At 57.3% G+C, this 21,298-nt stretch carries 22 protein-coding genes; 5 read left to right on the plus strand and 17 right to left on the minus strand.

The genetic code is table 11. The features are described 5' to 3' along the window. Positions 1-93: 93 nt before the first annotated feature. From ispH to murJ, 6 genes are all read right to left on the minus strand, one after another. Positions 94-1,047: a 4-hydroxy-3-methylbut-2-enyl diphosphate reductase gene (gene ispH / locus M8010_RS18085; protein ID WP_250094119.1), complete on the minus strand. Its 954-nt coding sequence runs from the start codon at positions 1,045-1,047 to the stop codon at positions 94-96. 173 nt (positions 1,048-1,220) lie between these two features. Next, positions 1,221-1,673, minus strand: a complete 453-nt coding sequence (gene fkpB, locus M8010_RS18090) for an FKBP-type peptidyl-prolyl cis-trans isomerase (RefSeq protein WP_250094120.1) — start codon at positions 1,671-1,673, stop codon at positions 1,221-1,223. 25 nt (positions 1,674-1,698) lie between these two features. Then, entirely contained in the window at positions 1,699-2,205 is a 507-nt protein-coding gene (gene lspA / locus M8010_RS18095) for a signal peptidase II (protein ID WP_250094121.1), read from the minus strand. A gap of 25 nt (positions 2,206-2,230) precedes the next feature. Beyond that, positions 2,231-5,050, minus strand: coding sequence for an isoleucine--tRNA ligase (gene ileS, locus M8010_RS18100; RefSeq protein WP_250094122.1), 2,820 nt, complete (start codon positions 5,048-5,050; stop codon positions 2,231-2,233). 35 nt (positions 5,051-5,085) lie between these two features. Next, on the minus strand, positions 5,086-6,057 hold the full coding sequence (gene ribF / locus M8010_RS18105) for a bifunctional riboflavin kinase/FAD synthetase (protein ID WP_250094123.1): 972 nt from the start codon (positions 6,055-6,057) through the stop codon (positions 5,086-5,088). Between the two features lie 65 nt (positions 6,058-6,122). Further along, a complete protein-coding gene (gene murJ, locus M8010_RS18110; protein WP_250094124.1) occupies positions 6,123-7,703 on the minus strand; it encodes a murein biosynthesis integral membrane protein MurJ in 1,581 nt (526 codons plus the stop codon). 283 nt (positions 7,704-7,986) lie between these two features. On the opposite strand from murJ, the gene rpsT reads away from it, so the two are divergent. Then, on the plus strand, positions 7,987-8,256 hold the full coding sequence (rpsT, locus tag M8010_RS18115) for a 30S ribosomal protein S20 (protein ID WP_250094125.1): 270 nt from the start codon (positions 7,987-7,989) through the stop codon (positions 8,254-8,256). 223 nt (positions 8,257-8,479) lie between these two features. Here rpsT and proB read toward each other — a convergent pair whose 3' ends face one another. From proB to rplU, 4 genes are all read right to left on the minus strand, one after another. Next, a complete protein-coding gene (proB, locus tag M8010_RS18120) occupies positions 8,480-9,604 on the minus strand; it encodes a glutamate 5-kinase (RefSeq protein ID WP_250094126.1) in 1,125 nt (374 codons plus the stop codon). Positions 9,605-9,769: 165 nt separating this feature from the next. Further along, on the minus strand, positions 9,770-10,963 hold the full coding sequence (cgtA, locus tag M8010_RS18125) for an Obg family GTPase CgtA (RefSeq protein ID WP_250094127.1): 1,194 nt from the start codon (positions 10,961-10,963) through the stop codon (positions 9,770-9,772). A gap of 137 nt (positions 10,964-11,100) precedes the next feature. Then, a complete protein-coding gene (rpmA, locus tag M8010_RS18130; protein WP_250094128.1) occupies positions 11,101-11,361 on the minus strand; it encodes a 50S ribosomal protein L27 in 261 nt (86 codons plus the stop codon). Positions 11,362-11,397: 36 nt separating this feature from the next. After that, positions 11,398-11,709 carry a 50S ribosomal protein L21 gene (rplU, locus tag M8010_RS18135; protein ID WP_250094129.1) on the minus strand — a complete coding sequence of 104 codons (312 nt, stop codon included), beginning with the start codon at positions 11,707-11,709 and terminating at the stop codon, positions 11,398-11,400. 230 nt (positions 11,710-11,939) lie between these two features. Here rplU and ispB point away from each other — a divergent pair, with 230 nt between their 5' ends. Beyond that, positions 11,940-12,908 (plus strand): octaprenyl diphosphate synthase, encoded by a 969-nt coding sequence (gene ispB / locus M8010_RS18140; RefSeq protein WP_250094130.1) that lies wholly within the window; start codon positions 11,940-11,942, stop codon positions 12,906-12,908. On the opposite strand, the gene M8010_RS18145 is transcribed toward ispB, so the two are convergent. Next, positions 12,905-13,894, minus strand: a complete 990-nt coding sequence (locus M8010_RS18145) for a glutathione S-transferase family protein (RefSeq protein WP_250094131.1) — start codon at positions 13,892-13,894, stop codon at positions 12,905-12,907. The two genes, ispB and M8010_RS18145, sit on opposite strands and share 4 nt — an antisense overlap. A gap of 105 nt (positions 13,895-13,999) precedes the next feature. On the opposite strand from M8010_RS18145, the gene M8010_RS18150 reads away from it, so the two are divergent. After that, positions 14,000-14,911 (plus strand): LysR substrate-binding domain-containing protein, encoded by a 912-nt coding sequence (locus M8010_RS18150; protein ID WP_250094132.1) that lies wholly within the window; start codon positions 14,000-14,002, stop codon positions 14,909-14,911. A 3-nt stretch (positions 14,912-14,914) separates the two neighbouring features. Continuing rightward, complete coding sequence (locus M8010_RS18155) at positions 14,915-16,444, plus strand: WS/DGAT/MGAT family O-acyltransferase (protein WP_250094133.1); 1,530 nt, start codon at positions 14,915-14,917, stop codon at positions 16,442-16,444. Between the two features lie 46 nt (positions 16,445-16,490). On the opposite strand, the gene M8010_RS18160 is transcribed toward M8010_RS18155, so the two are convergent. After that, on the minus strand, positions 16,491-17,162 hold the full coding sequence (locus M8010_RS18160) for a DUF2057 family protein (RefSeq protein ID WP_250094134.1): 672 nt from the start codon (positions 17,160-17,162) through the stop codon (positions 16,491-16,493). A gap of 270 nt (positions 17,163-17,432) precedes the next feature. Here M8010_RS18160 and M8010_RS18165 point away from each other — a divergent pair, with 270 nt between their 5' ends. Beyond that, positions 17,433-17,636 (plus strand): DUF6316 family protein, encoded by a 204-nt coding sequence (locus tag M8010_RS18165; RefSeq protein WP_250094135.1) that lies wholly within the window; start codon positions 17,433-17,435, stop codon positions 17,634-17,636. Positions 17,637-17,668: 32 nt separating this feature from the next. Here M8010_RS18165 and M8010_RS18170 read toward each other — a convergent pair whose 3' ends face one another. The 5 genes from M8010_RS18170 to ribBA are packed head-to-tail and all read right to left on the minus strand — an operon-like array spanning position 17,669 to position 21,277. Further along, entirely contained in the window at positions 17,669-18,196 is a 528-nt protein-coding gene (locus M8010_RS18170; protein ID WP_250094136.1) for a phosphatidylglycerophosphatase A family protein, read from the minus strand. Positions 18,197-18,199: 3 nt separating this feature from the next. Further along, entirely contained in the window at positions 18,200-19,150 is a 951-nt protein-coding gene (gene thiL / locus M8010_RS18175; protein WP_250094137.1) for a thiamine-phosphate kinase, read from the minus strand. Between the two features lie 3 nt (positions 19,151-19,153). Next, the gene (nusB, locus tag M8010_RS18180; protein ID WP_250094258.1) at positions 19,154-19,630 is read right to left on the minus strand and encodes a transcription antitermination factor NusB; all 477 of its coding nucleotides are present in this window, start codon (positions 19,628-19,630) and stop codon (positions 19,154-19,156) included. Further along, positions 19,630-20,106 carry a 6,7-dimethyl-8-ribityllumazine synthase gene (gene ribH / locus M8010_RS18185; protein WP_250094138.1) on the minus strand — a complete coding sequence of 159 codons (477 nt, stop codon included), beginning with the start codon at positions 20,104-20,106 and terminating at the stop codon, positions 19,630-19,632. Before ribH ends, nusB begins: the two co-directional genes overlap by 1 nt. A 55-nt stretch (positions 20,107-20,161) precedes the next feature. Continuing rightward, positions 20,162-21,277, minus strand: coding sequence for a bifunctional 3,4-dihydroxy-2-butanone-4-phosphate synthase/GTP cyclohydrolase II (gene ribBA / locus M8010_RS18190; RefSeq protein WP_250094139.1), 1,116 nt, complete (start codon positions 21,275-21,277; stop codon positions 20,162-20,164). Positions 21,278-21,298 lie beyond the last annotated feature (21 nt).

Below are 21,298 nucleotides of genomic sequence, written 5' to 3' on the forward strand. Positions count from 1 at the left end.
AGATTCTGAGAGGAGGGTCTAGAATATCGTTAAGGGATTCTGACTTAGTATCACCAAGCCCCAACTAACGAAGCGCAGTATCTCACTTCATACTCATTCAATGTTGGCAGCATCAATCCGCAATTCCCTGGGCATAGAGAAAACAATATTCTCCTCACGCCCGGAAACTTCTTCCGGAAGATCACCACCAAGGTCTCTCAACCTGGCGATAACATCATTCACGAGAACTTCTGGAGCAGACGCTCCGGCGGTGACGCCAACAGAGGTTTTACCCTCCAGCCATTGCGGTTCGATCTGTGAAGCTTCATCGATAAGATAGGCGGGTGTACCCATGCGCTCTGCCAGTTCACGCAGGCGGTTGGAATTGGAGCTGTTCGGCGAGCCCACAACCAGCATCAGGTCGCAGTCGCCGGCCAGCTGCTTGACCGCATCCTGACGGTTTTGGGTGGCGTAGCAGATATCATCCTTGCGTGGGCCTTGGATTTCCGGGAATTTCTCTCGCAGAGCATCAATCACACGGGCGGTATCGTCCATGGAGAGCGTGGTCTGGGTAACGTAAGACAGCCTGGACGGATCTTTCACTGCCAGCGCGGCGACGTCTTCCTCATCTTCCACGAGATAAATCTCGCCACCATTGCTGTGATCATACTGCCCCATGGTACCTTCCACTTCGGGATGGCCATGGTGCCCGATCAGGATGCACTCGCGCCCATCACGGCTGTACTTCATCACCTCCAGGTGCACCTTGGTCACCAGTGGACACGTGGCGTCAAACACCTTCAGGCCCCGACGCGCGGCTTCGTTCTGAACCGCCTGGGATACGCCATGGGCACTGAAGATCACCAGCGTGTCGTCCGGCACCTCTTCCAGCTCATCCACGAAGACAGCACCACGCTCACGTAGGTTATCCACCACAAACTTGTTATGAACGACTTCATGGCGAACGTAAATCGGAGCGCCGAACACATCGAGAGCACGGTTCACGATCTCAATGGCACGGTCGACACCGGCACAAAAGCCACGAGGATTAGCGAGTCGAATTTGCATACATTTGCCCTGAGATATCAAAGAAGTTTGCGGAAGCCTTCGGGAAAAGCCGTCCCGGGATCGTCAAAAACAAGGATGTTTTTGTCGAGCGTACATGGACGTATTCACAGCGTATCCCGGGACGGCTTTTCCCGAAGGCTGGCAAGCACCGAAGTTACCAGATCAAGATACGCTTAGTGGGCCTGACCAACAGGCTCCACATCAATAATTTCCACTTCAAACGTCAGTGTACGCCCCGCCAGAGGGTGATTAAAGTCCACCTCAACCTGGTCCCCCTCCACGCGGCTGACCATCCCCGGCAACTCACTTTGCCGCGCATCCGCAAAGGAAATCATCACACCTTTCTCCAACACCATATCCGCACTGAATTCGCTGCGCTTGAAGGTCTGTACGTTATTGGGGTTATGCTGCCCGAAGGCCCTTTCCGGAGGCACTTCGTAGCTGTTGCGATCTCCGGCCTTCATGCCCATCAGGTACGCCTCGAAATTCTCCGGAAGGTTGTCGTCACCGATTTCCAGGGTTGCCGGCTCCTTCTCAAAGGTGGAATCAATGACTTCACCATCACTGAACTTCAGGGCGAAATGAAGGGTAACGCGCGTCCCCTGGTCTACAGGAAGTTCTTTCATGAGTCGCTATTGCTCCTGTCTTCCGTCAATCCGGGTCGCCATCGGGCTCCCGCGGCTTGCGGAAAATGTCGAGAATCATCATGCCGGCGCCGATGGTGATGGCGGTGTCGGCAATATTAAAGGCGGGGAAATGGTAGTTATTCCAGTAGAAATGCAGAAAATCGACAACATAGCCATGAACAACACGGTCATAAACATTGCCCAAAGCCCCACCAAGAATCAATACGATGGCAATGGCCGACCAGGTTTCATGGCGGCGCAGGGATTTGAGCCAGAACACCAATACCACACTGACCACCAGCGCCAGAGTCACAAAGAACCAGCGCTGCCAGCCAGCGGCACCCGCCAGGAAACTGAACGCAGCACCGGTGTTGTGCAGCAACGTCAGGTTGAACATGGGCATAACCGGCACCGGGTTGCCATAAGTCAGCATGGCCGTCGCCATCGCCTTGGTACCCAGATCCAGCACAATCACCAAAACCGCCAGCCAGAGCCAGCGAAGCTTGGAGCCAGTCGCTTCGCTTTCGTTCATTACGCTTTCCACAGTCTGGCTTCCATCAAGCGAAGGAGCGGGACTCGCCCTGGCCTTCCACATTAGTCACGCAGCGGCCACAGAGATCGCTGTATTTTTCACTCTGGCCAACATCCGCCCGGTGGTGCCAGCAACGCTCACACTTGGCATGGCTGGCAGGGGTCACTTTTACAAACAGCCCTTCATGGGAGGTCTGTTCCGCATCACCGGCCTCGGAGACCGGCTTAACGGTGGCTTCAGAGGTGATCAGTACAAAGCGCAACTCATCACCCAGGTAGTTCAGGTCTTTCGCCAGCTCGCCTTCGCAGAAAAGCGTCACTTCCGCGCTCAGGGAGCCCTTGATCTCGCCACGGCCACGGGCTTCTTCCAGGCACTTGTTGACCGCATCCTTGACGCTGTAGATCCGGCTCCAGTAATCGCGACCAAGCTCGGCGTTTTCGGGCAATGCTGTCAGGCCGTCGTACCAGGTCTCGTAGAATACGGTATCACTCCGCTTGCCCGGCAGGTGCTGCCAGATTTCATCGGCAGTAAAGCTCAGGATCGGCGCAATCCAGCGCACCAGTGCTTCCGCCACATGGTACAGGGCAGTCTGGCAGGAGCGGCGCTCGCGGCTGTCGGCCTGGATGGTGTACTGGCGGTCTTTGATGATATCCAGATAGAAGCCCCCCAGCGTGGCCTCACAGAAGTTGTATACCTTCTGGTAGATCCGCAGGAAGTCATAGTTCTGGTAATCCTCATGCAGTTCTTCCTGCAGTTGCAGGGCCTTGTCCACCATCCAGCGATCCAGGGCAATCATGTCATCCGGTGCAACAGCGTGCTGTTCCGGCTCGAAACCGGTCAGGTTGCTGAGCAGGAAGCGGGCGGTGTTGCGGATGCGGCGATAACCGTCAGCGGTCTGCTTGAGGATGTCCTTGGATACTGTCATCTCGCCGCTGTAATCGGTGGCGGACACCCACAGGCGCAGGATATCCGCCCCCAGCTCGTTCATGACTTCCTGGGGCGCAATCACGTTGCCCAGGGACTTGGACATCTTGCGGCCCTTGCCATCCACGGTGAAACCATGGGTGAGCACCTGCTTGTAAGGCGCCACGCCATTCATCGCAATGGAGGTTTTCAGGGACGACTGGAACCAGCCCCGGTGCTGGTCAGAGCCTTCCAGGTACATATCCGCCGGGAACTGGCCCAGCTCTGTGCGGGGGCGCAGTACAGACTCATGGGTTACCCCGGAATCAAACCACACGTCCAGCGTGTCCGTGACCTTGTCATACTGGTCAGCATCGCTGCCCAGAAACTCTGCGGTGTCAATGTCGTACCAGGCGTCAATCCCGCCCGTCTCGATTTCCTTCGCCACTGCCTCGATCAGGTTCTGTGTATCCGGGTGCAGCTCCTGGGTTTCCTTGTGGATAAACAGGGTGATCGGCACGCCCCAGGTGCGCTGACGGGAGATACACCAGTCCGGGGACTGTTTGAACATCGCCTCAATGCGGTTCTGGCCCCAGGCGGGCACCCACCGTACGCCCTTGATGGCTTCCAGGGCGTCGTTACGGAGGTTTTCCTTGTCCATGCTGATGAACCACTGCGGGGTCGCACGATAGATCAGTGGCGTCTTGGTGCGCCAGCAATGGGGGTAGCTGTGAGAGAATTTCTCCGCCCGGACCAGCTTGCCCTCACGTTCCAGCGCAGAGCAAACAGGGTCATCGGCCTTATAAACGTGAACGCCGGCGAACTCCCCGGCCGCCTGGGTATAGGTGCCATCCGCCTTCACCAGGCTGATGGTGCCGATACCGTTGGCCTTGCCCACTTCAAAGTCTTCCATGCCGTGATCAGGGGCGGTATGCACAACACCGGTGCCTGCATCGGTAGACACATGGTCGCCGAGGATCAGCGGAACCTGCTTGTCGAACACCGGGTGCTGCAGAATCAGTTTGTCCAGCGTGGCGCCCGGAACATTGGCCAGCACTTCATAGTTCTCGACGCCCCAGCGTGACATGATGCCTTCAACCATTTCCGCCGCCACAATCAGGCGCTCCTGGCCATTGCCGGTATCCACCTGCACCAGTGCATAGTCAAGCTCTGGGTGAACGCAAACAGCCTGGTTGGCCGGAATGGTCCAGGGCGTGGTGGTCCAGATCACAACCGAAACATCACCCTCACCTTTGTCGGTGCCGAACATATCCAGAACACGAGCCTGATCGACAACGGTAAAGCGCACATCAATCTGCACCGAAGTCTTGTCCTGGTACTCTACCTCGGCTTCCGCCAGCGCAGACTGACCGACCACACTCCAGTAAACCGGCTTGAAGCCGCGAACCAGGTGGCCTTTGGCAACAATCTTACCCAGGGCACGCACGATGCCGGCTTCCACTTTCGGGTCCATGGTCAGGTAGGGTTTTTCCCACTCACCCATCACACCCAGGCGAATAAAGTCCTCTTTCTGGCCGGCGATCTGCTTGGTGGCATAGTCGCGACAGGCCTGGCGGAAGGTTTTGTAGTCCACCTTCACGCCGGCTTTGCCGATTTCCTGCTCGACCTTGTGCTCGATGGGCAGACCGTGGCAATCCCAACCGGGAACGTAAGGCGCGTCATAACCCATAAAACTGCGGGACTTGACGATCATGTCCTTGAGAATCTTGTTGACCGCATGACCGATATGAATACTGCCGTTGGCGTAAGGAGGACCATCGTGAAGGATAAATTTCTCCCGGCCCTCGCGCTGCTTGCGGAGGTTCCCGTAGACATCCAGATCCTGCCAGCGCTTGAGCATGTCCGGCTCACGCTTGGCGAGGTTACCGCGCATGGGGAAGGCAGTATCGGGCAGATTCAGAGTGTGCTTGTAATCGCTCATGGTTATGGTGCGTAGCTCAGGTTGTTAAATGTCGGTCAGTTTCGGTTGGCTGCGGAGCCATAATCTGCAATCCAGGCCCGGGCATCGTCGAAATCACGGGCTATCTGCTGCTTCAGGTCATCCACCGAATCGAATTTCACTTCGTCCCGGAGGGCATGGCGGAAGACCACATCAAGTCGTTGGCCGTAAAGTGTGCCAGCAAAGTCGAACAGGTGCACTTCCAGTGACGGCTGCTTGCCATCCACCGTGGGGCGCAACCCGATATTGGCAACGCCGTCCAGCTTCCGGCCATCCTGGAGCGTGGCACTGACCACGTAAACCCCTATCAGCGCCGGCATATGCGGTAACAGGACGTTCGCCGTGGGCGCACCGATTTGCCGCCCAAGCTGACGGCCGTATACCACCCGCCCACGGATTCGGTAAGGATGGCCCAGCAAGGCTTCGGCTTCCTCGATCCGGTTTTCGGCCAGCACATTGCGAATCCTTGTACTGCTGACCCTCTCACCGCCAACGGTGACCGTGCGGGTGTTTTCGACCGTGAAACCGCGCTGCTCGCCTACCTCACGCAGCAGCGAGAAATCACCGGCGCGATCACAGCCGAAACGGAAATCGTCTCCCACCACCAGGTGGCGAACGCCAAGCCCATCGATCAACACGTCTTCAATAAAACCCATGCCGGAGTAGCTGCGGAACCGCTCGTTGAAACGCAGGCAAAGGACAATATCAATGCCGGATGCCAGCAGCGATTCGAACTTCTGCCGGAAAGCCGTTAGCCGAGGTGGCGCCTCCCTGCCCTGGAAAAACTCGCGGGGCTGGGGCTCGAATACCATCACCACGGAGGGCACACCCAACGCCAGTGCTTTCTCGTGCACCTGGTCGATGATGGTCTGGTGCCCCAGGTGGACACCATCGAAATTCCCGATGGTCGCAACACACCCTTTGGCCAGCGGACCGTCGGCCTGCTGGGCAAAGTGTTTCAGGTTGGTCAGGCCCCGGATCAGACGCATGTAAAGCGAACCCTTATTTGCCAGCGGAGTATGGTTTCACTGGTGAGAAAACGCGCGATTATAACCTACCTGTGGCGGAAATGTCTTACCCGAACCCCGGTCAGTGCCAACACAATAAAATACACCGCGACCCCCGAGACTACGAGAATACCCATATCCGTGGCCCGCTGAAGCCCTCCGGCGCCCAACCAACGGTCAACCGGCGGCTGCAGCCAGAGAATCGTACCCGCCAGAGTGGCATTGGCAAGCCCGATCTGAACCAGAAACCGGGGCCAGCCGGGCTGCCACTTCCAGGCACCTTCCCTGATCAATCCCCGCCATAGCAGGCCTGTATTCAGCCACGCTGACAGGGACGTTGCCAGCGCCAGCCCGGCATGGGCGAGAGGGAAGATCAGCGCCAGATTGAAAACCATATTGGCAACCATCGCGATAATGCCAATCTTTACAGGGGTTTTGGTGTCTTCACGGGCAAAATAGCCCGGCGCCAGCACTTTAATCAGCATAAAGGCAAGCAGGCCGGCGGAGTATGCCCGCAAACTCTGCGCGGCCATGGTAACGTCGCGGTCGGTAACCTCACCATAATGGAACAGGGTTGCGATCAGGGGTTCCGCCAACAAAGCCAATGCCAGTGCAGCAGGCAGGCCGATCAGCAGAACAGCACGCACGGCCCAGTCTAAAGTGGCTGCAAACTGGTCCGCAGAGGCCGCCGCATGTTTGCGAGAAAGGCTGGGCAAAATGACGGTGGCAATGGCAATACCGAACACTCCCAAAGGCAGTTCAGACAGCCTGTCCGAGTAATACAGCCAGGAGACACTGCCGGTCTGCAGGAAAGAAGCCAGCACGGTATCGAGTAACAGGTTGATCTGGCTCACCGACACACCGAACAGCGCCGGAACCATCAGCTTCAGGATGCGACTGACCCCTTCGTGTTTGTAATCCACCTTTGGCCGGGGCATCAGTCCCAGCTGCATCAGAAACGGGATCTGGAAGAACAACTGCAGCGCGCCCGCAATAAAAACGCCCCAGGCCAGCGCCATGATCGGCGTTTCCATCAACGGAGACAGAAATATGGCCGCCCCGATCATGGCCAGGTTCAGCAATACGGGTGTAAACGCCGGTATGGCGAAACGGTCGTAGCTATTGAGGATGCTACCGGCAAAGGCAGTCAGAGAAACCAGCAACAGATACGGGAAGGTGATGCGCAGCATGTCGCTGGCGAGGCCGAATTTCAGATCGTCATCCAGGAAGCCCGGTGCGAAAACCGAGGTCAGTATTGGCGCGCCCAGAATGGCAACAGCGGTAACACCCAGCAACACCAGCCCGAGGGAACCTGCAACCGCATTGACCAGGCGCCGAACTTCGGTCACGGACTCCTGCTGCCGATAGGATGAAAGAACTGGCACGAAGGCTTGTGCAAAAGCACCTTCCGCGAACAGGCGGCGGAGGAAATTGGGGATCTTGAAGGCAACAAAGAAGGCATCGGCACCCGCGCCGGCACCGAAATAGCGGGCGATGACCATGTCCCGGACCAGGCCGAGGACGCGTGACAGCATGGTCATGATACCAACCACGCCGGATGATCTGAGCAGTCCCGGTGGCTTGGGCAATGCCTTCTGTTCTTCTTTATGCTCAGGTTCGGACGACATTCGTGGCCTGGACGATGATTCGGTAGACTGTGGACACTATCCGGAACACTCTGCCCCGTTTCGGTATTTCCCTAGGGCTTCGGAAGGCGCTCCGGTGACGAGCGGCGAGTTTACCACAGGCCTTGTGAGTACCGGGATGAAATAGCTTTGAGTGTTGACATTTTGGGGCGTTGGCGGCATAGTTCCGCGTCATTTATTTCGACGCGCTGGTTTTGGCGCGCCCGCGATTTTTACGAATCGTTTCACACGAATTTCGGATTTCACAGATCTCAGGAGTTATACGGTGGCAAATTCCCCGCAAGCCAAGAAGCGCGCACGTCAGAACGAGACAAACCGCAAGCATAACGCCAGCCTGCGTTCCATGGCGCGTACTTATATCAAGAAGGTCCAGGCCAACATCGAAGCTGGCAAGCCGGAAGAAGCTCAGGCAGCTTTCCAGCAGGCTCAGCCGATTATGGACAGCATGGTTAACAAGGGCGTGTTCGCCAAGAACAAGATTGCTCGCCAGAAGAGCCGTCTGAGTGCCCGCATCAAGGCTCTGAAGAGCGCGTAAACCGCCCCTTCAGAACTTGAATGAAGAAAACCGGCCTGATTGGCCGGTTTTTTTGTGCCTTTTTAATAACTTGCCTTCCTTATCTGGAGCACAGGCAACGCCGATCACCTACTCCGAAAACACGCCGTAAACCCATCCATGGGGGCTCGGCATTGCCATCCTTGGCAATGCACGGTTTTCGGAGTAGGTGATCGGCGTTGCCTCCAGAGTTGGGAGGTGTTTTTTAGACAATCACCATGTTGTCGCGGTGGATCATTTCTTCGTCAGAGATGTATCCCAGCACTTCGGTGATTCTGTCGCTGGAACGGCCGGCGATGGCTCTGGCTTCGTCGGCGTCGTAGTTGACCAGGCCGCGGGCGATTTCTTTGCCGTTTTCGTCAACGCAGGAGACCATTTCGCCGCGGCGGAACTGGCCGGAGACACTTCTGACACCGACCGGCAGCAGGCTTCGGCCGCCGCGGCAGAGGACGTTGACGGCGCCGGGGTCGAGGGTGAGTTTGCCGCGGGTCTGGAGGTGGCTGGCGAGCCATTGTTTGCGGGCGGCGATTCGGCCCTGTTCGGGGAGCAGGAGAGTTCCGATGCTTTCGCCGTCGCGCAGGCGGGCGATGGCTTTTTCGATTCGGCCGCCGACGATCACGGTGAAGGCGCCGGAACGGGCGGCCAGGCGGGCGGCGCGGACTTTGGTCTGCATGCCGCCGCGGCCGAGGGCACCGGCTCCGCCGCCGGCCATGGCGTCAAGTTCTGAGTCGTTGGCGCGTCGTTCGTCGACCATCTGGGCGTCTGGGTTTTTACGGGGATCTTTGTCGAACAGGCCGAGCTGGTCGGTGAGGATGATCAGGCCGTCAGCTTCGATCAGGTTCGCAACCAGAGCGCCCAGGGTGTCGTTGTCGCCGAAGCGGATTTCGTCGGTAACCACGGTATCATTTTCGTTGACGATGGGAACCACGCCGAAATCGAGCAATGCCCTCAGGGTGCTGCGGGCATTGAGATAGCGTTTGCGGTCAGACAGGTCGTCATGGGTAAGCAGGATCTGCGCAGTATGAATGTCGTGACGCTTGAATTGCGCTTCCCAGGATTGCACCAACCCCATCTGGCCAACGGCAGCTGCTGCCTGCAATTCATGAAGCTGTTCCGGGCGGATCGTCCAACCGAGCCGGCTCATTCCGACCGCTACCGAACCAGAGGAAACAACCACCACCTCAACACCTGCAGCAACCAACTCGGCAATCTGATCTACCCAAAGGCTCAGTGCTGCCGTATCGAGCCCCTTGCCATCATTGGTAAGGAGCGCGCTTCCTATTTTAATCACCAGGCGGCGGGCCTGGCGTAACTGGGTGCGTTTGCTCATTGGGATTCAGTCCACGGGGGCGGACAGGCGGGGGCCTTGTTGGTGGATACGCGGTGAATACGTCCATGTACGCTCGACAAAAACATCCATGTTTTTGACGATCCACCAACAAGGCCCCCGCCTGCCCGACGATTCTTTGCAGTTAACTCCGACAGTAAAAATTAACTACTCAGGAGCGTAAACCACTTCTACATCGCAATCATCGTCATCGAAGTCGTCATCATCGTCATCCTGACGGGCTTCGCGGCGGATCTGGCGCTCGGCTTCGATTCTTGCTCGCGCTTCTTCGTCCATTTTCCGACGGCGCGCAGCTTCGCGTTCAGCGAACTCGGGATTTTCAGCTTCCTCCCGGGCCTGGTCTTCGATCCAGCGCATGACCGCCTGCGTGAGCGGCTTGGTGCCTTCACCGCTAAGCGCAGAAATGCTGAATACGGGGCCTTTCCAGCCCAGTTGATCGACGATGGTCTGGCAGTGGGCATCGCGATCTTCTTCCGAGACCATGTCCACCTTGTTCAGCACCAGCCAACGCTCTCTGCTGGCCAGGGTTTCGCTGAATTTTTCCAGTTCGTGCTCGATGGCACGGACGCTTTCGACGGGCGATGAGCCGTCATAGGGTGCCACGTCCACCAGGTGCAGTAGCAGCCGGGTGCGAACGAGGTGTTTCAGAAAGCGAATTCCCAGACCGGCGCCTTCCGCCGCGCCTTCAATCAGGCCTGGGATGTCGGCAATCACAAAGCTCTGGTGCGCCTGCACGCTGACCACACCCAGATTCGGTACCAGGGTGGTGAACGGGTAGTCCGCCACTTTTGGCCGGGCGGCCGAGACCGAGCGGATGAAGGTGGACTTGCCCGCATTCGGCATACCCAGCAAACCCACATCCGCCAGTACTTTCAGCTCAAGCCGCAGGTTGCGAAGCTCACCCTCAGAGCCCTTGGTGGTCTGGCGCGGAGCACGGTTTACGGAGGACTTGAAGCGTGTGTTGCCCAGGCCGTGGAAGCCGGCCTGGGCCACTTTCAGGCGCTCGCCGGCGCGGGTCAGGTCGCCCAGCACTTCGTGGGTGTCCATATCCACAACCGTGGTACCCACGGGAACAGGCAAAACGAGGTCTTCACCCTTGATACCGGTGCAGTTACGGCCGGAACCAGGCTGACCATTCTCGGCCTTGTGCTTGCGCTGGAAGCGGTAATCGATCAGCGTGTTGAGAGCGCTGTCGGCTTCCAGGTACACAGAACCGCCGTCGCCGCCGTCGCCACCATCGGGGCCACCTTTGGGTACGTATTTTTCACGGCGGAAGCTCAGGCAACCGTGGCCGCCCTTACCCGCCTCTACAATGATGGTGGCTTCGTCTACGAACTTCATCAATCAACCCTTTGCGCACTGCGCATAAACTAAAAAGCCCCGCAGCCTCATGGAAGCTATGCGGGGCTCCAGGCGACTCTGATATCAAATCATATCAGGGCCACCCAAGGTTCGACAGAACCCGAGATCGCCGCTGCTTACGCAGCCGGAACGATGCTCACGAACTTACGATTCTCCGGACCTTTCACCTCGAAGACTACCTGACCGTTTGCAGTTGCAAACAGAGTGTGGTCTTTACCGAGGCCAACGTGATTACCCGGGTGGAAACGGGTGCCACGCTGACGAACAATGATGCTGCCTGCAGATACAGTCTCGCCGCCATAGCGCTTCACACCAAGTCGTTTCGACTCGGAATCGCGACCGTTACGGGTACTACCTGCTGCCTTTTTGTGAGCCATTACCAGCCTCCTTATCTAAGGGGTTATTCGAGGGTCTTAGCCCTGGATACCCGTGATCTTGACTTCAGTAAACCACTGACGGTGGCCCTGACGCTTCATGGAATGCTTCCGACGACGGAACTTGATGATCTGGATCTTGTCGTGACGGCCGTGGTTAACCACTTCCGCTGTCACTTTGGCACCATCAACAACCGGCGCGCCAACCTGAACCTTGTCACCATCGGCGATCAGCAGAACGCGGTCAAACTCGACGCTGCCGCCGGTTTCCACTTCCAGCTTTTCCAGCTTCAGAGTTTCGCCTTCTTTTACACGGTGCTGTTTACCACCGCTAACAATAACTGCGTACATTAACGTTCTCCGCGATTGACCCATCCCTGCTCTTATCCGCCTGGTTCTAAGGGAAGCGCTTTGGCAACCCTATAGCAGGGAGCGCAGGTTGGGATGAGTTGGGCGCGTGATTGTACGAAAACTGCTGCTGCTTTACAAGCCAAGTTGACACTGATCACCGCAATACCTAGCATTGCCCGACCTACCTATTTTTCCAACGAAAACACCAGACAAGGGATCGAACCAGCCGCATGACAGCCCAGCGCATTTACGACACCGTCGCGGACGACTTCAGCCGCGTCAATGATCTGATCATCAAGCGGCTCTCCTCAGACGTTCCCCTGGTGGAAAAAATTGCCCAATACATCATAAAAAGTGGTGGCAAGCGCCTGAGACCACTGCTGGTTTTGCTTTCCAGCCGTGCGCTGGGCCATGACAGGGATGACCATCTGAAGCTCGCTGCGGTGATCGAATTTCTTCATACCGCCACACTTCTGCACGACGATGTGGTAGACACTTCCGACATGCGCCGTGGCCGCAGCACTGCAAACGCCCGCTGGGGCAATGCGCCCAGCGTACTGGTAGGTGATTTCCTCTACGCCCGTGCCTTCCAGATGATGGTGGAGCTCCAGAACCTTCGCATCATGGACGTGCTTTCCCACGCCACGGCGGTTATTGCAGAGGGCGAGGTAATGCAACTGATGAACGTGAAGAACCCGGACCTCAGTGAAGCGCAATACATGGAAGTCATCCACAACAAGACGGCCATGCTGTTTGAAGCAGCCTCCCACACCGGTGCCTTGCTGGCTGATGCCGACGATGATCAGGAAACTGCCCTGAGAGACTACGGCAAACACCTGGGGCTGGCCTTCCAGCTTGTGGATGACGTACTCGACTATCGTGGCGACGCCGGAGCCATGGGAAAAAACGTAGGTGACGACCTGGCCGAGGGAAAAACTACCCTGCCATTGATTTACGCCATGCAGAACGGAGTTGAGGATGAGCGCCAGCTGATCCGACAGGCCATTCGCAAAGGCGGCCTTGATGACCTGCCAGCGATCCTTCAGATTGTCGACAGTTCCGGCGCCCTGGAGTACACCATGTCAAAAGCCCGGGAGCAGGCTGCCCTCGCTGCCGGCTGCCTCACCGCACTTCCCGAGTCTGATCATAAAGAAGCGCTGGCATTGCTGGCCGACGTGGCGGTTGCCCGAGTCAGCTAAAGCCCAAGCTTTTCTCTGCCATGGGGCGCGTTGAAATCCAACGACGGCCCCACCGGCACAATCTGTGTCGGATTGATGGTGCGCTGACTTACGTAATAGTGCCGCTTGATCTGCCCGATATCCACCGTATCCGCCACGCCGGGCACCTGGTAAAGATCCCGCACATACCCGGAAAGCGCCGGGAAGTCGGAAATCCTTTGCCGGTTGCATTTGAAGTGACTGTAATACACCGCGTCGAACCGAATCAGTGTGGTAAACAGCCGCCAGTCCGCCTCCGTCAGGCGATCGCCTGCCAGGTAACGCTGCCCTGAAAGCCGCTCTTCCAGCCAGTCGAGTGAATCGAACAGCGCTTCATAAGCCTCTTCATATTTGTCCTGGGCAGTCGCAAATCCGGCCTTGTAAACACCGTTATTGACTGTGTGATACACCCGCTCATTCACCGTGGCAATCTCGTCGTGCAGTTCTGCGGGATAAAAGTCCAGATCACTCCGGACCCCATCCAGCCCATCGAACGCCGCGTTGAACATCCGGATAATATCCGCCGACTCATTACTGACAATTGTCTGCTTCTTCGTATCCCACAACGTCGGCACCGTCACCCGCCCGGAATAATCCGGCGCAGCCTTCAGATAGACTTCATACATATACCGCATGCCGTTCACATCATCCCGATGCGCCGCTTCATCCGGCCGAAACTCCCAACCGTTTTCCACCATATCCGGATGAACCACCGACACCGAAATATGCCGCTCAAGCCCCTTCAGCACTCTGAAAATCAACGTCCGATGCGCCCAGGGGCAAGCCATGGACACATACAGATGATAACGCCCCGATTCCGCCGGAAAACCACCCTCTCCGTCCGTCCCGGGAGAACCATCGGCAGTCACCCAGTTGCGAAAGCGGGCAGCCTCACGCTCGAATTTGCCACCCGTCTTTGACGTGTCGTACCACTGATCATGCCATTTGCCGTCGACAAGAAGCCCCATTTATCCTCCCAAAACTGGATCACAAGAAATTACAGGAAGAATACCGGCGACCCTGCTACGCTCTCAAACAATCAATTCTGGCCAACACAATCAGATAATTCGAACATGCACACAGCCATCACCATAGACGCGCTCAAAGTCCTCGATGCCATCGACCGCAAAGGCAGCTTCGCCGGCGCCGCCAACGAACTCTTCCGCGTGCCGTCTGCCATCAGCTACACCGTCCAGAAACTCGAAGAAGACCTAAACGTCGCCATCTTCGACCGCACCGGGCACCGCGCAGCACTGACGCCCGCCGGCCGCTACCTGCTGGAAGAGGGCCGCACGCTGCTGGAGGCCGCCGAAAACCTGGCCCATACCACCCGTCAGGTCGCCCAGGGCTGGGAAACCCGGCTACGAATCGGATTTAACTCTCTACTGCCGGCAGAATGTCTGTTCCCTGCTGTGAAAGAATTTTATGAACTGGGCGTGCCTGTCGAGGTACAGTTGGTAGAAGAAGTGTTTGCCGGCTCATGGGATGCCCTGCAAAGCCGACGGGTAGACTTGATTGTCGGCGCTGACCAGATGAGCAAACCCGCTGGCTCGTTTACCACCAGTCCACTTGGAGAAATGCAGTTTGTCTACGCAGTGGCGCCAGACCACCCCTTGGCTGCGGTAGCCCAACCACTGACCGAGGAAGATATCGCGCCCTTCCCGGCTGCCGTGGCGGCGGACACCTCTCGATCACTGCCGCCGGGCCATGCCGGCATATTCCGGCGCCAGAGAACGATTACAGTGGCCAACATCGACCAGAAGATTGCCGTCCAGCAGGCGGGGCTGGCAGTGGGTTGGCTACCCCAGGCCCGCGTGCGTGATCAACTGGCCACTGGTACTCTGATCGCACTGGATGTCCACGAACCCCGGCAACCCATCATGCTCCATCTCGCCAGGCATTCCGAGGACCAGGGCAAGGCACTGATGTGGTTCTGGGAGAATCTGAGCAAATCACCCGCCATTGCCACCTGGCTGGAGGCCTGAATCATGCGGCAGTTGTCGGAGCTGGATGCGTCGTTTCTCTACCTGGAATCAGAAACCACCCCCATGCATATTGGCGGTATCTATCTTTTTGATGCCCGCGAGCGCGACAAGCCGCTGGCGTTCAGTACCTTTGTCGCCTACCTGCGCAGTCGGCTCCACGTTGTGCCACTGTTCCGCCAACGCCTCAAGGAAATACCGCTCAGGCTTGGGCGCCCCTACTGGATCGATGATCCGGAATTCAGCATTGAGCGGCACCTTGCCTATGTGAACCTCGGCGGTCACGGCCAACTGGGAAGCCTGATGGGGCTGGCATCCCGAATTCTGGAAGAACCGCTGAAAAGAGATCGTCCACTCTGGCACATTACCTTTGTCGACGGCTTCCAACTCGATGAAAACGACCCCGACAGCAAGAGCTTCGCGCTGGTCGTCAAGCTACACCACGCGGCCATTGATGCATTCAGCGGTGAGGAAATTATTGGCAAGTTACTGGAGTACACGCCTGAAGCCCGCGCTATAGAAACACCCCGTCCATGGAGCCCGCGGCCGGAGCCATCAGAAGAGAGGGTTGCACTCCAGGCCGGGGCTAACCTGTTACGGAAGCCCTTGCAGGTAACGTCCCTGGCCGTCAACGCAGCCGAGGCAACAGCCAGGGGGCTGATTCAGAAACAGATGCGGAAACTGCCGCTACCCTTTCCATTGTTTTCCGCCCCCCACAGCCCGTTTAATCGACAGATCACCGCCAACCGCCGGATTGTCTCCACCAGCCTGGATCTGTCGCGGCTGAAGGCCATAAAGGCAGCATTGGGGAATGTCACGTTAAACGATGTCGTTCTTGGCCTTTGTGCCGAGACTCTCCGCCGGTACCTTGCCAACCACAACGTGAAAACCGATCGCTCCCTGGTGGCAATGACCCCCATATCGGTTCGCTCCAGTAGCCTGCGCAAGGCAACCGGAAACCAGATGTCCGCCATGCTGCTGAATCTGGCCACTAATGAGCCGGATCCTGCAAAGCGTATTCGCCGAATACACTGGAATGCGGTGGAATCCGAACCCTACCGGGAAGCGATTGCGGCAGACCGCCTGACGGAGCTTTTGCCCTCTACCATGCTGGCACTCTCGGCTAGGCTTTATTCAGAACTTCAGATCGCCCAGCGATACCAGCCGGTATTCAATCTGCCGATCACCAATGTGCCGGGGCCACAGGTTCCGCTGTATCTGCAGGGTGCCCGGCTGGTTCGGCAGTTTAACTCGGCGCCGCTGTTCGACAGCCTGGGGCTCGTTATCGTGGCCGTCAGTTACCAGGGCAGTCTCACCGTTAACTTCACCCTCTGCCCGGATGTGGTGGCTGATGGGGGCTCATTGACTGATCTGCTTGAGGATAGCCTGGCAGCGATAGAATCTGCGGCAACTGCCCCCACATTCGAGAGCGGGGAACCGGACTACCATCCGGACAACCATAAAACCTTGACGGACGAAGCGCTCACTCTGATGGAGGGCGCGTTGAGAAAGGTATTCAAAAACTTTCGGAATTAACAAACGGCGGGAGAATTCGGGGTGGCTCCAGGGCCACCCCCAGGGATTATTCGAAAGCCCAGCGCAGGAAAGTGCGCCGTTCTTCCTCACTGGCCTCGCCCCAGAGCGCTTTCATCTCTTCCAGGGTACTTCCTGGAGTGCCCGCGCTTCCAGATTCACCATTGCCAGAGCCAACAGGCGCCCGGGCGACCGCCGTTTGCCCTGAGGAGCGACCATCCCAGGCGCTAGCGCTGGCCACGACTTCGTTGGATGCATTCACGATATCAGCAGAGAAATCACCGGCAAACGCCTCAGCCTCTTGTCTGTTCGCCGGGGGCTCAAAATCGAAACGATAGGTTTCACCGGGCCTGGCATCAATGGTCACTGCCTGTGGTGCCGTTTCAACAACATGCACCTTGGACTCGCCATTACGGACCACTCCGCTTTTAGCCCAGATGGTTTTATAAGTGAATACCACCTGGTTCTCACCCGGCAGCAACTCAAAGTCCAACGCCAGATCGTCCATCAGGAAATTGGTAAGCCTGCGACCATTGACCTGCTGCACCTTGATCTCGGCGGGTGCTTCGAGCACGGCAGTCCGGGAGTCGTCAGCGTCTCCTTCCCAGGTTTTGACATTGCTCATGGTAGAGCTGCACCCGGCGAGAATGACCAACGCAGACAGAGCTGCGACCAGAAAGCGGGCTTTGTTGAAAAAAACCAGAACGTTATTGATGCTCATGCTGAATCCTTGTGCTGCACACCGATAATACTCGGCGAGTGATCACTGATGGTTGAAAGGCATTTTGAAGAGTGGCGGGGCCAAGAGCAAGCCGTACCGCCTGTTTACAGTAACCTGATGACGTCTCGATTACGTAAATCAGGCCATGTCGGACTGATAATTGTAAAAAAATGTTGAATTCGGCAGGAATTGATTTAATTTTAGACAATCGGCCAACAAAACATTCCACTGCCCGGAAAAAAGAAAACGATAAGGGGCTCAGGAGAAAACATGGATACCGAACGTCGGTCCGGAGAAAACGGTCCCGCACCGTTCCGAAGCAGTCGATTCTTCTGCGTCGGAAGCAAGTGGTATTTCACCACCCGGGAGGGTTTTGACAGCGGCCCCTTTGCCTCCCGCCAGCGCGCGGAAACCGGCTTGAGGCGATTTCTGCATGTTGTGCGGCTTCTGCCGGAAGAACAACAGATTCACTGAGCAGGACCCAAATCCCCGCATCAGCCAGGCGTTCAGACAATGACCGGCAAAACCCACCGGTCAATGGCGAACAGGCACGCCAGCGCCATAAACCCCGCTACCACGTCATCAACCATGATCCCCAGCCCGCCGGGCATATACTGATCAAGCCAACTGATGGGCCAGGGTTTCACTACATCAAATAGCCGGAATAACACAAACGCCATCAGAATCCCGTAGATTGTGTCCGGAAACAGGGCAAGCGCAATCCACATACCCACGAATTCGTCCCAGACAATGCCACCATGGTCGTGAACCTTGAGGTCTTCCGCTGTCTTTCCGCACAGCCATATTCCGACGGCAAAGGCGACCACCACGACAACCCAGTAGCCAACCGGGGGCAACCAGGAGAAGCAGAACCACGCTGGTATCGCCGCCAGGCTTCCCCAGGTACCCGGTGCGCGGGCAGCCGCACCACTGCCAAATCCGAATGCCAGAAAATGGACCGGATCTCGCAGAAAGCCCGGAGGCAAAAGGGCCTCGGGAAGTTCCGGGCCCTGAAGGTTATTATCGCTACTCATGAATCAGGTCCTGAAATGATCATAGCCGCCAGCCGTCAGGGACTGTGACTGGCCATCATTGGTGATCGAAAGCCCTTCTCCGGACTCCACCTTACCAATGATAGTCAGCCGGCGGCGAATGTCCTGCGAGAGACTTTCCCAGGCAGTCGGGGAGATGGTAATGCATAGCTCATAGTCATCGCCTGCATTCAGTGCCAGATTAATTGCGCCCGGGCCGGCCAGACGTTCCAATGCCGCCGAGAGCGGGAGCTTCGCAAGATCTATGCACGCAGCCACCCCGGAGGCTTCGAGAATGTGTCCCAGGTCCGCCACCAGACCATCGGATATATCCACGGCAGCGGAGGCATATCCACGCAGAGAAACACCGATATTCAGCCTTGGTGCGGGATAATGATATCTGGCAAGAACCGCCTGCTCGTCCGGCCCCGGATTATGGCTATCCAGATAATTAAGTGCGGCTCCCGCCTCCCCGAGCGTTCCGGACACACAGACATAATCCCCAACTTTTGCACCGGAGCGCCGAATCGCCTGGCCATTCGGCACTGTACCGTGAACCTGCAGACTCAGCGTCAGTGGTCCACGGGTGGTGTCACCTCCGGCCAGCGACAGCCCGAAGCACCTCGCCGCATTCGCCAATCCACGGGCATAGGCATGCAGCCAGTCAGGGTCGGCATCAGGAAGCGTTAAAGCAAGGGTAAAGCAGACCGGGTCAGCCCCCATGGCCGCCAGATCGCTCGCCGCAACCGCGAGACTGCGCCAGCCGAGTTTTTCGGGATCGTAACAAAGAGGAAAATGGACGCCCTCGACCAGAGCGTCGACCGAGAAAACCAGATCCCTGTCCGGTTCAACCCGCTGAATTGCGCAGTCGTCACCGGGGCCGAGCAGAACCGCAGAGGTGCTTCCCGCTTCAGCAATCGGGAAGAAATAACGGCGGATCAGCTCGAATTCACCCATCACTCAGCGCGGGCGCATCTCGGCCAAACGCAGGCGCTGGCTGAGCTTGTCCAGCAGGCTATTTACAAACTTGTGGCCTTCTGTGCCGCCAAATCTCTTGGCCATTTCGATCCCTTCGTTGATCACTACTTTATAGGGAACGTCCAGCCGGTACTTGAGCTCGTAAGTACCCAGCCGCACGATGGCCAGTTCGATGGCATCCACTTCATGGATGGGACGATCCAGGAAAGGTTCCAGCAACCGGTCCAGCTCGGCCTGCTCACGGTGAACTCCCCGAAGAAGATCCCGGAAATACGCGGTATCCACCTTCGACATGTCATTGTCGACGATAAACTCGGACTCAATATCCGCAATCGGACTTTTACTGAAGTGCCGCTGATAAAGGCCCTGCATCGCCAGAGCTCGGGCTCTTCGCCTGTCACCGGCTTTCGGCTGACCTGACGGGGCTGGTTGCGCGGTGCTGTCTTCCGTTGCGCTCATCATTCACCCAGCTTTTTAAAGAGGCTGACCATTTCCAGGGCCGTGATAGCCGCTTCGGCGCCTTTATTACCAGCCTTGGTGCCGGCTCGTTCGATCGCCTGTTCAATGGAATCAACAGTCAGTACACCAAACGTGACCGGCACGTCGGTCTCCAGGCTTACCGCACCCAGGCCACTGGATGCCTCGCCAGCCACATATTCGAAATGGGGAGTACCACCGCGAATCACCGCGCCAAGGGCAATGATGGCGTCATAATTGCCAGTCTCGGCCACGCGCTTGACCGCCAAGGGCATTTCATAGGCACCGGGCACCCGCACGATGGCGATGTCTGCGTCAGCAATGCCGTGGCGGCGCAGCGTGTCCAGAGCACCTTCCACCAGGCTTTCCACTACAAAACCATTAAAACGGCCAACAACCAGCGCGTATTTGCCGCTGCAGTGAACGAAATCACCTTCAACTACTTTGATATCTGCCATGCATGGCTCCTTCGTTGGCAACCCCGCCCTTTCGGTGCGGTGCTGCCGGGGTTCGTCATTCGGGGGTGTAAGGCACGTATTCCACAACTTCCAGCTCAAAACCGGAAATCGCGGAAAATTTGATGGGTGGGCTCAAAAGCCGCATTTTACCAACGCCGAGATCCCTCAGAATCTGTGAGCCGGTGCCGACTGTAAAATAGACACCAGAACTGCCCTTGCCAGCAGACTTGCTGTCCTGCTCGAAAAATTCGTGGATGCGGTCTTCGAGATTGTAGCTGTCTTCCGCACTGTTTAGCAGAACCACTACACCACGACCTTCGCTGGCAACCTTTTCCAGGGCATGATGGAGCGGCCAGCTACGGGAATCCACACGGCGAGCGCCCAACAGATCTCGCAGGGTATCTGTAATGTGCACGCGAACCAGCACCGGATCATCGGCAACTATGTCCCCCATCACCATCGCCAGGTGCGTGGAACCCTGGATGTTGTCGCGATAAGTACGCAGGTTGAACACACCGTACTCGGTATCAAGATCATACTGCTCGACACACTCGATAGTGCGCTCGTTCAGTGTACGATAGTGTATCAGGTCGGCAATCGTGCCAATTTTCAGGTCATGAGCCTCGGCAAATTTCTCGAGGTCCTCACGGCGGGCCATGGAGCCGTCGTCGTTCATGATTTCGCAGATCACGCCGGCTGGTTCGCATCCTGCCAGAGCCGCCAGGTCGCAGGAAGCCTCCGTATGGCCAGCACGGCTGAGGACGCCGCCCGGGTCCGACATAAGCGGGAAGATATGCCCCGGCTGAACCAGATCCGATGCCGTGGCATTTCGGGCGACCGCAGCCTGCACAGTGCGGGCACGGTCGGCGGCTGATATACCCGTTGTCACACCTTCTGTTGCCTCAATCGAGAGAGTGAACTTGGTTCCAAAACCAGATGCATTCTGCTGCACCATTAACGGCAGGCCAAGTTGTTCACACCGTTGCCGGGTCATGGGCATACAGATCAGGCCACGGCCAAACCGGGCCATGAAGTTGATGGCCTCTGGCGTGCAGTGCTCGGCAGCCATCACCAGGTCACCTTCGTTTTCCCGGTCTTCATCGTCCATCAGGATAACCATCTTGCCCTGACGAATGTCTGCAATAATGTCTTCAATGCTGTTCAGTGCCATACCGTTTTTGCACCCTTTTGG

Source organism: Marinobacter sp. ATCH36 (assembly GCF_023555055.1).
Lineage (GTDB): Bacteria > Pseudomonadota > Gammaproteobacteria > Pseudomonadales > Oleiphilaceae > Marinobacter.

Bases quoted from the DNA above. Each gene is read 5' to 3' on its own strand.
- ispH (WP_250094119.1), bottom strand. From the start codon at position 1,047: ATGCAAATTCGACTCGCTAATCCTCGTGGCTTTTGTGCCGGTGTCGAC.
- fkpB (WP_250094120.1), bottom strand. From the start codon at position 1,673: ATGAAAGAACTTCCTGTAGACCAGGGGACGCGCGTTACCCTTCATTTC.
- lspA (WP_250094121.1), bottom strand. From the start codon at position 2,205: ATGAACGAAAGCGAAGCGACTGGCTCCAAGCTTCGCTGGCTCTGGCTG.
- ileS (WP_250094122.1), bottom strand. From the start codon at position 5,050: ATGAGCGATTACAAGCACACTCTGAATCTGCCCGATACTGCCTTCCCC.
- ribF (WP_250094123.1), bottom strand. From the start codon at position 6,057: ATGCGTCTGATCCGGGGCCTGACCAACCTGAAACACTTTGCCCAGCAG.
- murJ (WP_250094124.1), bottom strand. From the start codon at position 7,703: ATGTCGTCCGAACCTGAGCATAAAGAAGAACAGAAGGCATTGCCCAAG.
- proB (WP_250094126.1), bottom strand. From the start codon at position 9,604: ATGAGCAAACGCACCCAGTTACGCCAGGCCCGCCGCCTGGTGATTAAA.
- cgtA (WP_250094127.1), bottom strand. From the start codon at position 10,963: ATGAAGTTCGTAGACGAAGCCACCATCATTGTAGAGGCGGGTAAGGGC.
- rpmA (WP_250094128.1), bottom strand. From the start codon at position 11,361: ATGGCTCACAAAAAGGCAGCAGGTAGTACCCGTAACGGTCGCGATTCC.
- rplU (WP_250094129.1), bottom strand. From the start codon at position 11,709: ATGTACGCAGTTATTGTTAGCGGTGGTAAACAGCACCGTGTAAAAGAA.
- ispB (WP_250094130.1), top strand. From the start codon at position 11,940: ATGACAGCCCAGCGCATTTACGACACCGTCGCGGACGACTTCAGCCGC.
- M8010_RS18145 (WP_250094131.1), bottom strand. From the start codon at position 13,894: ATGGGGCTTCTTGTCGACGGCAAATGGCATGATCAGTGGTACGACACG.
- M8010_RS18150 (WP_250094132.1), top strand. From the start codon at position 14,000: ATGCACACAGCCATCACCATAGACGCGCTCAAAGTCCTCGATGCCATC.
- M8010_RS18155 (WP_250094133.1), top strand. From the start codon at position 14,915: ATGCGGCAGTTGTCGGAGCTGGATGCGTCGTTTCTCTACCTGGAATCA.
- M8010_RS18160 (WP_250094134.1), bottom strand. From the start codon at position 17,162: ATGAGCATCAATAACGTTCTGGTTTTTTTCAACAAAGCCCGCTTTCTG.
- M8010_RS18165 (WP_250094135.1), top strand. From the start codon at position 17,433: ATGGATACCGAACGTCGGTCCGGAGAAAACGGTCCCGCACCGTTCCGA.
- M8010_RS18170 (WP_250094136.1), bottom strand. From the start codon at position 18,196: ATGAGTAGCGATAATAACCTTCAGGGCCCGGAACTTCCCGAGGCCCTT.
- thiL (WP_250094137.1), bottom strand. From the start codon at position 19,150: ATGGGTGAATTCGAGCTGATCCGCCGTTATTTCTTCCCGATTGCTGAA.
- nusB (WP_250094258.1), bottom strand. From the start codon at position 19,630: ATGAGCGCAACGGAAGACAGCACCGCGCAACCAGCCCCGTCAGGTCAG.
- ribH (WP_250094138.1), bottom strand. From the start codon at position 20,106: ATGGCAGATATCAAAGTAGTTGAAGGTGATTTCGTTCACTGCAGCGGC.
- ribBA (WP_250094139.1), bottom strand. From the start codon at position 21,277: ATGGCACTGAACAGCATTGAAGACATTATTGCAGACATTCGTCAGGGC.